This window comes from Corynebacterium pseudokroppenstedtii, from assembly GCF_019754945.1.
Taxonomy (GTDB): Bacteria; Actinomycetota; Actinomycetes; order Mycobacteriales; family Mycobacteriaceae; genus Corynebacterium; species Corynebacterium pseudokroppenstedtii.
In genome coordinates this window covers 683,135-696,591 of the sequence record NZ_JAEUWU010000001.1, presented here as the reverse complement: position 1 = coordinate 696,591, position 13,457 = coordinate 683,135, and the positions used below count along the sequence as shown (strand labels likewise).

The 13,457-nt window shown below is 55.5% G+C and carries 12 protein-coding genes and 1 rRNA gene; all 13 read left to right on the top strand.

Annotated features, from left to right (window positions below; genetic code table 11):
• Positions 1–72, top strand: a 5S ribosomal RNA gene (gene rrf / locus JMN36_RS11060); the annotation flags it as partial.
• Positions 73–419: 347 nt separating this feature from the next.
• Positions 420–1,340 (top strand): tetratricopeptide repeat protein, encoded by a 921-nt coding sequence (locus JMN36_RS02945; protein WP_204088400.1) that lies wholly within the window; start codon positions 420–422, stop codon positions 1,338–1,340.
• Between the two features lie 67 nt (positions 1,341–1,407).
• Positions 1,408–2,511 (top strand): HAD-IIA family hydrolase, encoded by a 1,104-nt coding sequence (locus tag JMN36_RS02940; protein WP_204088401.1) that lies wholly within the window; start codon positions 1,408–1,410, stop codon positions 2,509–2,511.
• Positions 2,502–2,708: a hypothetical protein gene (locus JMN36_RS02935; protein WP_204088402.1), complete on the top strand. Its 207-nt coding sequence runs from the start codon at positions 2,502–2,504 to the stop codon at positions 2,706–2,708. The genes JMN36_RS02940 and JMN36_RS02935 overlap by 10 nt, the downstream gene beginning before the upstream one ends.
• Positions 2,701–3,531 (top strand): TlyA family RNA methyltransferase, encoded by an 831-nt coding sequence (locus tag JMN36_RS02930; protein ID WP_414017592.1) that lies wholly within the window; start codon positions 2,701–2,703, stop codon positions 3,529–3,531. Before JMN36_RS02935 ends, JMN36_RS02930 begins: the two co-directional genes overlap by 8 nt.
• Positions 3,528–4,442: an NAD kinase gene (locus tag JMN36_RS02925; RefSeq protein WP_204088404.1), complete on the top strand. Its 915-nt coding sequence runs from the start codon at positions 3,528–3,530 to the stop codon at positions 4,440–4,442. Before JMN36_RS02930 ends, JMN36_RS02925 begins: the two co-directional genes overlap by 4 nt.
• Before the next feature lie 89 nt (positions 4,443–4,531).
• On the top strand, positions 4,532–6,241 hold the full coding sequence (gene recN, locus JMN36_RS02920) for a DNA repair protein RecN (RefSeq protein ID WP_204088405.1): 1,710 nt from the start codon (positions 4,532–4,534) through the stop codon (positions 6,239–6,241).
• Positions 6,242–6,352: 111 nt separating this feature from the next.
• Positions 6,353–7,546 carry a putative cytokinetic ring protein SteA gene (gene steA / locus JMN36_RS02915; protein WP_204088680.1) on the top strand — a complete coding sequence of 398 codons (1,194 nt, stop codon included), beginning with the start codon at positions 6,353–6,355 and terminating at the stop codon, positions 7,544–7,546.
• 28 nt (positions 7,547–7,574) lie between these two features.
• Positions 7,575–8,534 (top strand): copper transporter, encoded by a 960-nt coding sequence (locus JMN36_RS02910; RefSeq protein ID WP_204088406.1) that lies wholly within the window; start codon positions 7,575–7,577, stop codon positions 8,532–8,534.
• Between the two features lie 222 nt (positions 8,535–8,756).
• Complete coding sequence (locus JMN36_RS02905) at positions 8,757–10,421, top strand: CTP synthase (RefSeq protein ID WP_204088407.1); 1,665 nt, start codon at positions 8,757–8,759, stop codon at positions 10,419–10,421.
• A 136-nt stretch (positions 10,422–10,557) separates the two neighbouring features.
• Complete coding sequence (locus JMN36_RS02900) at positions 10,558–11,217, top strand: NUDIX domain-containing protein (RefSeq protein ID WP_236881925.1); 660 nt, start codon at positions 10,558–10,560, stop codon at positions 11,215–11,217.
• A 139-nt stretch (positions 11,218–11,356) separates the two neighbouring features.
• Positions 11,357–12,259 (top strand): site-specific tyrosine recombinase XerD, encoded by a 903-nt coding sequence (locus JMN36_RS02895; RefSeq protein ID WP_204088682.1) that lies wholly within the window; start codon positions 11,357–11,359, stop codon positions 12,257–12,259.
• Between the two features lie 286 nt (positions 12,260–12,545).
• Positions 12,546–13,445 (top strand): ParA family protein, encoded by a 900-nt coding sequence (locus JMN36_RS02890; RefSeq protein ID WP_204088408.1) that lies wholly within the window; start codon positions 12,546–12,548, stop codon positions 13,443–13,445.
• Positions 13,446–13,457 lie beyond the last annotated feature (12 nt).

Sequence of the window (13,457 nt, the reverse complement as noted above, 5' to 3'; positions counted from 1 at the left end):
CCGGAAGCTAAGCCTGCCTGCGCCGATGGTACTGCACCTGGGAGGGTGTGGGAGAGTAGGTCGCCGCCAACCTTGACGTTGGAATAATAGAATATGGCGTGTTTGTGTTTGTGTGTGGTGCGAGCCCGAACCCCCTGCGCGGGGATCGGGCCACACCACACACATTTTTGTATAGGCACACCCGAGGTAAGTGCATCATTTAAGAAAACCAGGGGGATAAAGTTTTCTACCCATTCGGTGCGTATTCAATCCGCACAGGTTTCAACGTGATTCCGTCCACCATCCGTTCCGCTGAAAGTACTCTTTTAACCTCTGCTATTATCTTTTCGGTTAACCCATTGCTGTCATCGGTGCTTCAGCACATCAAACACAGTGATGACACCTGTTTTACGAAAATCTGTTAAGAAGTGAGCAGTACTATGAACGAATCCGAATCAAATAAACGCCACAGCGGGTCTGCTGCCCACCGGAAACACGGTTCGGGTGGATTCAGCGGTGGCGGCAATCGCGGAAAGCGCTACGACAAGTCCGGTTCTAGTGACAGGAAGCACCGCGGCAATAATCGCGACTTTAATAAAAAGATCTCCCACCGCGGCAACAATCATAAGGCGAAGTACGCGTCAGGACGTTCGGGTCCGAAGAAGAGCGGTTACCGGGAAGAGCGGTCAAAGAAGCACCTCAATGAACCGTCACTTCCACCCGACATCTCTGAACGCGATTTAGATCCGACCGTCCGACAGGACCTTCGCAGCTTATCGAAGCAGAACGCTGAGGTCGTGGCGAAACACATGGTAGCCAGTGCCTTAGCCATGGAAGAGGATCCCGAGCTCGCTCTTAAGCACGCTCGCGCAGCGAAAGACCGAGCAGGACGAGTGTCCATTGCCCGTGAGACCTGTGGCATCGCGGCTTACCATGCCGGCCAATGGAAAGAGGCTCTTTCCGAGCTCCGCGCGGCGCGTCGAATCTCCGGGGGACCGGGCCTACTCGCCGTCATGGCCGACTGCGAACGCGGACTAGGACACCCCGAGAAAGCCATCTCCCTTGGCACATCGGATCAGGCGAAGCTCCTTGACTCAAACTCCGCCGAAGAACTCGCGATCGTCGTGGCTGGTGCCCGTCGAGACTTAGAGCAATACGACGCAGCCGTCGTCGGGCTTGAACAAGAGAATCTCGATGAGAAGCGGAAAGATGAGGAAGCTCCGCGGTTGTTCTACGCTTACGCCGATTCGCTAGCTGCTGCAGGGAGAACTGCAGAAGCGAAGGCCTGGTTTCAAAAGACAATCGATCATGACCCCGACGAGCTTCTCGACGCAAAAGAACGCTTAGCTGAGCTCAATTAAGATAAACACACCGTACGGTGTCGTTATGCACTGATCTCTACGGATGATATCCAGTAAGGAAGATTTGATGGCCGCCTCAAGCAATGACAGCGCTGGTACGTCTGAAGAGCGTTTGATCGACCGCACCGACGCGTTACTCCTCGATCTCGACGGAACCGTTTACCACGGTGCACGACCAATTCCGGAAGCAGTATCGGCTCTTAATAAGGCCCGCTCCCACGTCGGTTTGAAGTACATAACGAACAATGCGTCCCGCTCACCTAGCGCCGTTGCCGAGGCTCTGCAGGAGATGGGTATTCCCGCCTCTGAGGACGAAGTCTTAACCTCCGCGCAAGCTGGAGTAACGCTGCTGACCAGCAAAATTCCCGCAGGCTCGCGCGTCATCGTATTGGGATCAGACTCACTCAAAGAACTCGTCAGCGGAGCCGGGTTTAGCGTCGTCACGTCGGCCGACGATCGACCAGCTGCTGTGATTCAAGGCCACGCGACGACGACAGGCTGGCCCCAAATGTCAGAGGCTGCACTGGCAATTAATAACGGTGCGGTCTACGTGGCGACGAATATGGACACCACGTTGCCCACTGAGCGTGGCTTGACCGTCGGAAATGGGTCGATGATTGCCGCGATTACCACGGCAACGGGAGTGACCCCTGATTCTGCCGGAAAACCAGCCGGTGACATGTTTACCCAGGCGGCCGAAGAACTCCATTCTGATTGCCCCTTGGCTGTGGGCGACCGTCTTAACACTGACATTGCCGGAGGTGTTGCGGCTGGAATCCCATCCTTGATGGTCATTACCGGTATATCAGGGCACAAAGACCTTCTGACTGCGGATCCTGCTGAGCGTCCCACATATATCGCCGCCGATATGATGGCCTTGTTCGACCCGGTCGATAGCTCGATGCCTGGGCCGAAGGCAGGGTGGAAAGCAGAGCTGGCGTCGGATGGCGTTCTGCAGCTTTCGTCCGTTGACGGCGAGGTTTCTGGGGGCTCGTCCGAAGAATCCCTGGGTGGTGCGGATTCATCTCAGCAAGCTCGCTTTTCTGATCGACGCTCCCACGACGCCTTGTTGACTGCGATTGCTGCAGCATGGGAAGAAGGAGCTCCCGCCGTGACGCAGGTTACGGCGACTGATTCGACTGCGCAAAGCGTGATCGATACATGGCGATAACACCCGGCGACGTCCAGCGTCTCAGGCAGGAACGTCTGGCTGAAGCGAATAAAACGCTCGAGGAATTAAACGCCGAATTATCAGCGCGCATGTACGAAATCCTCGACGGAGACCCCTCTGATCTCTTTGCAGAAGCTGAACGTCTCGAGAAGGCTCATGATCTTCTTCATCAGGCCTTGGAGGATTCCCGTGACTAAGCAGCCTAGTCGACGCCGCCTCGACGCTGAGTTAGTAAACCGTAAAGTTGCGCGATCACGTGACCAAGCCGTAGAGATGATTCGCAACGGCCGCGTTATGGTTAACGGATTTCAAGCCACCAAGCCAGCAACCCGAGTTGAACCGGGTATATCCATCAAAGTGGAGAAAAGCGTCGACGATAATTGGGCATCGCGTGGGGCTCACAAACTTCTTGGCGCGTGTGATGCTTTTGAGCCCGAAGGCCTGTCCTTCGAGGGACGTCGGGTTTTAGATGCGGGAGCCTCAACAGGAGGGTTTACCGACGTTTGTCTCAAGCGCGGAGCTCGCGAAGTCGTCGCTGTTGACGTCGGCTATGGGCAGTTGATCTGGCGTCTACAAAATGATGACCGAGTCCGTGTAGTAGACCGGACGAATGTACGACACCTGACACCGGAACTGACAGGGGGACCATGTGATCTGATGGTGGGGGACCTGTCGTTTATCTCTCTGAAATTGATTCTCCCAGCGATCGTTGAGTGCATGGGTGAGGGAGCAGATCTCCTACCCATGGTGAAGCCACAGTTTGAGGTAGGGAAAGACCGTTTAGAGCACGGTGGTGTGGTCCGCTCGGAAAGCCTGCGGACGAGCGCAACAGTGGATGTCGCCCAGTATGCTCAAACTCTTGGGCTATCACTCCGTGGTGTGGTTGCCTCGCCTCTGCCGGGGCCCAGCGGCAATGTGGAGTATTTTTTATGGCTTGTTAAGGATGGTGGGGTCCGGGCCGTAGAACCCGGTAAACTTGAATCCATGGTGTCGGCAGCAGTGCAGGAAGGACCTCAATGACGGAGAAGAATCGGGAAATTCTGCTTGTTGCAAACACAGGGCGGGATTCAAACTTGGCAGCGGCAGCGGAAGCTGCTGAATATCTGAAGGACGCAGGACTGACCGTCTGGGTCCTCGCCAGTGAGTCGTCGGACCCCATTACGAAGCACCCGGTCCTCGGCGCATTTCCGATTTTTCGATCAGGAGAAGTTGATACGGCTCGGATTGAGCTAGTACTCGTCCTCGGGGGCGACGGAACCTTCTTACGTGCCGCCGATATTGCTCATGCTGCCGATTTACCCGTTTTGGGGATCAACCTTGGTCACGTCGGTTTCTTGGCTGAATGGGAGCAGGAGTCCCTGCCCGAGGCGCTTCAGCTTGTTATCAACCATAGCTGGCGTGTCGAAGATCGTATGACGCTCTCGGTCAGTGTTCATGGTCCCGACGGACGGAACCTCGGCCGTGGGTGGGCCCTTAACGAAGTGGCCGTGGAGAATGTAGATAGACAAGGCGTTCTCGACGCAGTGTTGGAAGTCGATCAACGCCCTGTGAGTTCCTTCGGGTGCGACGGAGTGTTGGTTTCTACTCCCACCGGGTCCACCGCATATGCGTTCTCAGCCGGCGGTCCTGTTCTATGGCCATCGCTGGACGCCATCCTTGTTGTTCCGAATAACGCCCACGCACTGTTCGCAAGGCCTCTGGTGGTGAGCCCCTTCTCCGAGGTCGCCATAGAGACGAACACATCGACGCAGTCGGCGACGGCGAACCTAGATGGGATCAGAAGAATCCCTATCCCGCCCGGATCCAGGGTAGAAGTGCGCCGCGGCGATCAACCTGTCAGGTGGGTCAGGCTAGATGCGGCACCTTTTACGGACCGTTTAGTGTCGAAGTTTCGCCTGCCTGTGTCCGGGTGGCGGGGGCCGAAAAAGTAGCACACGAGCCTTGGTCGGCAGAGCTGGGAGACGATGCGGATGTCGAAAGAGTATTCGGCCGGCACGCACGTGTATGAAAGGGGAAACTAGTGCTCGTTGAACTCAGCATTGAGAACCTGGGAGTTTTGCCTAGCGCTACCGCATCATGGGCACCCGGCCTTACTGTTCTCACTGGTGAGACCGGCGCAGGTAAAACCTTTTTGCTGTCAGGCCTCAAACTCATTCAGGGGGCACGGGCGGATTCATCGCGCGTCAGGGAAGGCCAGTCCCAAGCATTCGTCGAGGGCATCTTTGACTTTTCAGAGATTGACGACGCCGATCGTGCTGCCATCACGGACGAAATCGAAAACGTCGGCGGGGATACCGAAAACAACGAAGTCGTCGTGTCCCGATCAGTTTCGTCAAAAGGTCGTTCACGTGCCCACGTCGGCGGGCGGACCGTCACCGCAGGACGGCTGGCTGCCGTTGTGGATAATTTGCTAGTTATCCATGGTCAAAATGATCAATTGCGTTTATTGTCGACGGATCAGCAGCGGGATGCCCTCGATTCGTTTGACCCCGAGATCGCGACCATTAAGTCGCGCTACCAAGTGTTGAGGGACCAGTGGCGATCAGTGACGCGAGAGCTCACTCGGCGCCAACAGCACCGTCGAGAAATGGCCCAGGAAGAAGATCGGCTCCGATTCGCCCTCGACGAGATTGAGGCCGTGAGCCCCTCGCCGCACGAAGACGAACTACTCGTCGACAAGGTTAAGCGACTCCAGGATGTTGATTCGCTCCGAGACTCCGCGGGGAGAGCTTTTCAGGCCTTGAGTTCCGACGATACCGAGGAAACGTCATCGGCTATCGACCTCCTGGGGGAAGCCCAATCAGCGTTGGCATCCAGCGGTGATTCGCAGCTGGTTAACCTGGGAACGCAAATTCACAACCTGCTCGAACAGGTAGGAGACATTTCATCTGACCTCAGCAGATATTTGGGCGGGCTCTCATCTGACCCCGGTGAACTCGATGCTGCACTTCAGCGCCAGGCACAGTTAAATGAGTTGACGAGAAAATATGCAGCGAACATTGACGCGGTCCTGGAATGGCGTGACAACGCCTACAAGCGGTTGGAAAGCCTCGATACCTCCACCGAAACAATTGAAAAACTAGCCAAGGAAGCAGAAGAAGCAGGCACCAAGACCCGCGAGATCGCCGAAAAACTAACCGCTGCTCGCCGACGTGCGGCACGGAAACTCGAACAAGCGGTCACCGAAGAAATGAGAGGCCTTGCGATGCCGACCTCGTCGCTCGACATCGCAGTAACAACAAATACCGTCTTCCGAAAAAATGGGACCGATGAAGTCGAATTTCGACTGCGATCCTATGACGGCGCCGAACCCCGTCCACTGACACAGGCGGCTTCGGGCGGTGAACTATCCCGAATCATGCTCGCCCTTGAAGTTGTCCTGTCCGCTGAACGACGCGGCACCACGATCGTCTTCGACGAAGTTGACGCCGGCGTGGGAGGACGCGCCGGGGTGGAGATTGGTCGACGTCTTATGCGGCTATCGCGACAGTGCCAGGTGATTGTTGTTACGCACCTGCCACAAGTAGCGGCTTTCGCCGATCAACACCTCGTTGTCACGAAAAGCGTCGATGCCTCTGTGGCAGCGACGTCGGGCATCAAAACCCTAGTGGAGAGCGAGCGCGTTGAGGAGCTTGCACGAATGCTCGCTGGTTTGGACCACACTGATACTGGACGTGCACATGCCGAGGAATTGTTGGCCACCGCAGCCCGCGAACGCTCGCAAGCGTGAGAAGTGTCCGTGAGAAGCGTCGGATTTATAATCCCCGTACCAGCAGATATCTGTCCGAGATGATCCTTTAGTCGGCGCGCCTCTGTGCATAACGGTTGGTAATCAGGAATGATGGCTCCCATGAAACTGTTCTCTCGGTCGCAGTCGGATCTGCCGGGGCTTAACGCCACGGTTCGAGATATCGCTCATTCCCCCAAAGAGCTGCGCAAGCTTGCTGAAGGCGATATTGTCATCATTGATGGGCCCGAAATCCCTCGAGGCCTGGCCCAGCGCCTTATTGACATGCATGTTTCCGCAGTCGCGACAGAGGTAGAAACAGAGCAGGGGAGTATCCCTCGCTTCGGCCCCCAGATGCTTATCGACGCGGGCGTTGTTTTTATCGACGGTATCGGCTCCGATGGGCGGCAGGCTCTCCAATCTGGGAAGAAATATCGCCTCGACGAAGGCACCTTCTACCGAGGAGATGACGAAGTCGCTCGCGGTAAAGAAATTACTCTCGACCGGGCCGTAGCGGTCTTTGAAGATTCCCGTGAACAGCTTGCGGATCACATGGAAGCGTTATCCGGCAATGTGACGGAATTCGTGCGTTCCGAATCGCCGCTCTTCATCGATGGTTTAGGCATCCCAGATGTCGATGTCCCCATCCAAGACCGAAAAGTTATCGTCGTCAGCCCGTCTGCCGACGTCGAGTCGCAGCTTAAAGACTTGCGCTCGTTCATTCGCGAATATGATCCGCTGCTTATCGGTGTGGAAAATGCAGCTGACGTCTTGGTGGAGAAGGGATACAAACCGTCGATTATCGTCGGTGATCCTGAGCTCATTAACGACCGTGCGTTACGCTCCGGAGCGACGGTGATCTTGCCCGCCGATCCTGACGGGCACGCTGCAGGCTTGGAGCGAATCCAGGACCTGGGCATCGGCGCGATGACCTTCCCAGCGGCCACAGACTCAGCCACGGATTTGGCGTTGCTCATCGCCAGCTATCACGGCGCCTCACTCGTCGTTAATTGTGGTTCGCCCTTTGATATTGAGACATTGTTCGATGAGAATCAGCGGGATGCTGCTCCGTCAGCTTTGCTGACTCGTGCGCGTGTCGGTACCCGTTTGGTCGATGCCTCCGCCGTGAATGAGCTTTATTTGGTGCGGTCGTCGGGCTTGGGATGGGTGTGGGCAGTCATCGCCGTTATTATCGCCCTCGTCACGATTATTCTTATTTCGGGGTTGTCAGGTGATGATTCATTTATCAACAACCTGATAGATACGTGGAACAGTTTTGCAATTAGTGTTCAGGATCTGTTCAAGTAAGGCATTTTTACAGCCATAGGAGCGCAGTTTGTCTCACAATCGATCAGGCATTGCAGTTGCTGGCGCGGCGTGCGGAATTGCGCTGGGAACCGTCTTCGGTGTGTATGTCTTAGGCCCACACTCGGGCGCGAGCAGCCACATTACCCGGCACAATGTTGATACCGAACGCAAGGTCGACTCAGTCACCGCGGAGCGTAACCAGGCTAATAAGAGTGTTCAGGCGGCCGATCAACTCGGGGTGACCCTTGCACCAGATGCGGTCAGAGGGCGTTTGCAGGATAAGGCTGTGCTGATCATCACCACACCTGACGCCAATAAAGATGACGTGAAGGCCGTTAACGGCCTCATTGAGCCTTCGGGTGCCCACGTCGCTGGCACTATTGGGCTGAAAGACAAATTTGTTTCTCGCGACGGTGGCGATGACCTCAAGTCCATCGCCGCGACGACGCTACCGGCAGGCGTCCAACTCTCTGAGAGAAATTCGTCACCTGGCTGGCATATCGGACAACTGATGGGCGGTGCCTTCTTGAAGAAGAGTGAAGGCGCAGATAATGCTGAAGAGCAATCGACAGGCCCGGAAAGAAAAATAGTCAGGGATGCGCTAACTCAGGGAGATTTCCTGACTGCCGACGGCCTGGATGAGCCGGCTGATGTGGCTATTCTCATCACCGGGGGGTCTGATGGCAAAACGGGAAACCATGATTATGTAGCAGGCTTCCTCCGTGATTTCACTGAAGGCCTTGGCCACAATGGGTCCGGTGTCGTTGCCGCCTCCCGTCCCGGCGCGGCCGAAGACAACGGGGTGATCGCCCGACTTCGCGATTCCCACGATGGGCAAGAGGGCTCCCAAGCCAAGATCTCCACCGTCGATGACATTAACCATGTCACGGGGCAGGTTAGTGCAATTCGTGCCTCAGCTGATGTCATCACAGGGAAAACTGGCTCTTACGGAATTATGGATGGTGCAAAGGCGGCCGTCGCGCAGTAAGGCCTCTTCTTGGCCAGTGTCCCCGCGGCTGTGGCTGGTTGTGTACCGCGACATGACGATGGTGAAAGTTTCGTGTTAGGCTGAAGTCCCGAGGGATTGTGGATATCTACCGATAATTGCCACTTTGACCGATGGATTTTCCGTTAACTGGCTAGCCCTAAGAAACCAGTTGCGGTTGTCCTGCATTGATCACCGTCTATCATCGATCCTCGGGAGAGCATAGTGTCGCAATCGCGCGCCGAGCATGTCACCAAATTTGTATTCGTCACCGGCGGTGTTGCCTCATCGCTGGGTAAAGGATTGACAGCATCCTCATTAGGTCAACTGCTGACGGCACGTGGCCTGAAAGTCACCATGCAAAAGCTTGATCCCTACTTGAACGTGGATCCGGGGACGATGAATCCGTTCCAGCATGGGGAAGTGTTTGTGACCGACGATGGTGCGGAAACCGATCTTGATCTCGGGCACTATGAGCGTTTCTTAAACCGCAACCTGTCGGGGAACGCGAATGTGACTACTGGTCAGGTCTATTCCGAGGTCATTGCCAAGGAGCGCCGTGGGGAATACCTCGGGGATACCGTGCAGGTTATTCCCCACATTACGGATGAAATCAAGCATCGTATTTTGACGATGGACCGTCCGGATGAAAATGGCGTTCGCCCCGATATCGTTATTACGGAGATCGGTGGAACTGTCGGTGACATCGAATCTCAGCCATTCCTTGAAGCTGCACGTCAGACACGGCACGACGTGGGGCGAGAGAACATCTTCTTCATCCACGTCTCCCTTGTTCCGTATCTTGCGCCATCCGGCGAGTTGAAGACCAAGCCGACACAGCATTCAGTGGCTGCCCTGCGATCGATCGGTATTGTTCCAGATGCATTGGTTCTTCGGTGTGATCGTGAAGTTCCGGAGCCGCTCAAGGCAAAGATCGCTTTGATGTGCGACGTTGATCAGGAAGGCGTCATTTCCTGCGCTGACGCCGACTCCATCTACGAGATTCCGAAAGTTTTGCACCGCGAGCACCTGGATGCGTTCCTCATTCGTCGGCTAGATTTGCCGTTCCGCGATGTTGATTGGGAAGAGTGGGACTCGTTGCTTCGGAAGGTCCACGAGCCGGAGCACGAATTGACCGTGGCTCTGGTGGGCAAGTACATCGATCTTCCCGACGCGTATCTCAGCGTGACAGAAGCTATCCGCGCAGGTGGATTTGCGAATAATGCTCGTGCCCGCGTGAAGTGGGTCCCCTCGGATTTGTGCCAGACCGAGGAAGGCGCAGAAAAAGAGCTTGGAAACGTGGACGCCATCGTCGTACCGGGTGGCTTCGGTATTCGTGGAATTGAAGGCAAGATCGGCGCGGTCCGCTACGCACGTACCCATCGCATTCCATTCTTGGGCCTGTGCTTGGGCTTGCAATGCATGGTGATTGAGGCTGCGCGTGCGGCGGGAATTACCGACGCGTCCTCAACCGAGTTCGATCCCGAGACGACAGAACCTGTGGTCTCAACGATGGCCGAGCAGATGGCTGCGGTCTCCGGCGAAGCGGATCTTGGTGGGACCATGCGTTTGGGTGCTTATCCTGCTGTGTTGGACAAGGGTTCGGTGGTAGCCGAGGCCTACCAGACGCTAGAGGTCTCGGAGCGTCACCGCCACCGTTATGAGGTCAACAATGCGTACCGTCAGCGGATTACCGATGGTGTTGGACTGAAGTTCTCTGGTACATCTCCCGATGGGAAACTTGTTGAGTTTATTGAGTATCCGGACCATCCATACATGGTCGCGACGCAGGCTCACCCGGAATATAAGTCCCGTCCGACAAAAGCTCATCCATTATTTGCTGCCCTGATTAAAGCTGGGTTGAAGCACGAGAATGATGAGGAAAAGTAGTTACGGTAAGTGAGGAGGACTAGCCACGAATCCGTCAGACAACACATCTGATTCTGGCTCATTAGATGAGGGCGCGAACCCGTCGACTCAGAGCCGTCCGGGGTCGTATGACTTCACGGTAGAGAAATCTACGTATTTGCTCGACAAACCGATTATTGCGGTTCGGCAGGATACTGTCTCTATGCCGGGTGGATTATCCGCACGACGTGAAATCGTCGAGCACTTTGGTGCCGTCGCCGTGGTGGCTTTCGATGGGAAACGCGTGAAGTTGATCCACCAATATCGGCATAGCGTGGGACGACGGCTGTGGGAATTGCCTGCTGGACTCTTGGACGCTGCAGGTGAGGACCCTCTTCAGGCTGCGTCCCGTGAGCTGCAGGAAGAAGTTGGCCTAGCCGCCGAGCGTTGGGACCTGTTGTCGGATCTTGTGTCGTCGCCAGGATTCTGCGAAGAAGCCGTCCGGATATATCTTGCGCGGGATCTTAGCAACGTCGATCGTCCAGAATCGGATGATGAAGAGGCTGATTTGACGTCGGCGTGGGTGGATCTGGACACTGCCATTTCTCAGATCATGGATGGGACGATTTGTAATGCGATCGCTACATCCGGAATCTTGATGGCTGCACAGGTTATACGAAACGATGTTTCCACACGGAGCGTCGACGAGCCCTATACGTTGCGCCCGTATCGATTGGCTGAGCGCCGTGAAGCGCAGTTGCGCGAAGCGGGGAAATCGACTGCGGATCTCAAGGTGACCGTTACAGATAAACTGCCCGGAGACACCCACCATGCGTGAGTGCGACTCACGCATGTAGTTGAGTTCTCTGCGCACAACGAAGTGTGAGGTTATGTCTTCTACGTCGACTCCAGGGCCGCTTACCCCCTCTGCGGATGAGCCTCACGGGGGGCGGAACCCGGGAGCGGACGCGTCCCACATGGTGGCTGCTTATATCGATCACCTCGCGGTGGAGAAGAACGCGAGCCCGAATACGTTGTCGAATTACCAACGTGATTTGAATAAATATGTCGCGTGGCTGGATCTGCATAACCTCAGCATCGATAGTGTCGATGAACCTGCTATCGAGCAATTTATTGCGGATTTACGGCGAGGGGACTCGACGTTGGGGTGGTCGCCTCTGGCCGTATCGTCTGCTGCACGTGCGACCGTCGCCGTTCGTTCTCTGCATCGGTTTTCCCACGAGGAAGGGCAACTAGCTCGGGACGTCACCGCAGGAGTAACTGTTCCGCGGGCCGGTCAATCGTTGCCTCATGCTCTGACTGTGGAACAGGTCAATCGGCTCATTGAGGCGTGTCCGGTGAATGAGTCGAGTGACCCGATTGCTCTTCGCAACCGTGCCGTCATTGAGCTGCTGTATGGCACGGGCATGCGAATTAGCGAGGCTCTTAATCTCGACGTCGATTCGATTGATCGGAATCACGCGTTTGTCCGTGTTGTGGGAAAGGGGAGGAAGGAACGACTCGTTCCGATCGGTGCGCCGGCACTTCACGCTATTGATGCCTGGCTAGTCCGTGGTCGCCCCTCGATGGTCAAACGAAGCGATAAAGCGTTATTTTTGAATGCCCGGGGTAACCGTTTGGGCCGGCAATCTGTATGGAAGTTTCTCCACGCAGCAGCGGAACGCTGTGGGCTCGGCGATTCAGTGGGGCCTCACACGTTGCGACACTCGTATGCGACTCACCTTCTTCAAGGTGGCGCAGATATTAGGGCGGTTCAGGAACTCTTGGGGCACGCAAGCGTGACGACGACCCAGATCTACACCGCCGTGTCTATTGATAATCTTCGGGAAGTGTATGCGACGTCTCATCCACGGGCATAAGCCGGCAGTGGAATAGTCTCGACCTTGACTCTACGTATGTTCTTCGTCGTTGGCCCGTTTTTCGGCATAATGCCACGTTAAGTTCTCAATACGAACTTGAATTATGTCAAGCTTTAATCCTTGACATCTGCGCCATAGCCCCTTCGTATTGTAGAGTAATAGTCGAATTACATCGATGATTTTCATCGTTGCTGCACGGTACGCATGATGACCGAATGCATCGCATTGCTCCAGACAATGGCCAGCGTGCGTGTATCGACGACAAGTTCCGGAGGAAGGATTGACTGTGGTTGCATCGTCTCCACATGAGTCGGATAAGGGTGATGGTCTTTTCGACGACCCGACGCCCGAGCTGGGCCTGACTGGTCGCCCACGCCGACAGATTCCGGAGCCACCTCAGCTTGATCGCCATGGTCCAGCAACGATCGTCTCGATGTGTAATCAGAAGGGTGGCGTCGGCAAGACGACGTCGACCATTAACTTGGGAGCTGCTTTAGCAGAATATGGGCGACGGGTCCTCCTCGTTGATCTCGACCCTCAGGGGGCACTGTCAGCTGGCCTGGGTATTCCACATGATGAATTAGATCTCACGGTATTTAACTTGTTGGTGGATCCGTCGACGTCGATTCTTGAGACCATCCATCGGACTGCTGTCTCGGGCTTGGATTTAGTTCCTGCCAATATTGACTTATCCGCCGCGGAAATCCAGTTAGTCAATGAAGTGGGCCGCGAGCAATGCCTGGGCCGCGCTCTTCGGCCGGTGATGGGCGAATACGATTACATCATTATTGATTGCCAGCCGTCACTTGGTTTGCTCACGGTTAATGCCTTGGCCTGCTCGCAGGGAGTCATTATCCCGATGGAATGTGAGTATTTTTCCTTGCGTGGCCTTGCTCTCTTGACCGATACCGTTGATAAGGTTCGCGATCGACTGAACTTTAACCTGGAAATTATCGGAATACTGGTTACGATGTTTGATCGACGAACTCTTCACGCGCGGGAAGTGATGGAGCGCGTGATTGAAGTCTTTGGAGACCAAGTTTTCGATTCCGTTATTACACGGACCGTCAGATTCCCCGAGACGTCAGTAGCGGGAGAACCTATTACGACCTGGGCGCCGACGTCGGAAGCTGCGGAACAATATCGGGGCGTTGCCAGTGAAATGGTGGAGCGTCTGAGTAAGTGACCGACGCGGATG

Excerpts from the sequence above, each read along its gene's own strand:
- JMN36_RS02945 (WP_204088400.1), top strand. The coding sequence starts at position 420 with ATGAACGAATCCGAATCAAATAAACGCCACAGCGGGTCTGCTGCCCAC.
- JMN36_RS02940 (WP_204088401.1), top strand. The coding sequence starts at position 1,408 with ATGGCCGCCTCAAGCAATGACAGCGCTGGTACGTCTGAAGAGCGTTTG.
- JMN36_RS02935 (WP_204088402.1), top strand. The coding sequence starts at position 2,502 with ATGGCGATAACACCCGGCGACGTCCAGCGTCTCAGGCAGGAACGTCTG.
- JMN36_RS02925 (WP_204088404.1), top strand. The coding sequence starts at position 3,528 with ATGACGGAGAAGAATCGGGAAATTCTGCTTGTTGCAAACACAGGGCGG.
- steA (WP_204088680.1), top strand. The coding sequence starts at position 6,353 with ATGGCTCCCATGAAACTGTTCTCTCGGTCGCAGTCGGATCTGCCGGGG.
- JMN36_RS02895 (WP_204088682.1), top strand. The coding sequence starts at position 11,357 with ATGGTGGCTGCTTATATCGATCACCTCGCGGTGGAGAAGAACGCGAGC.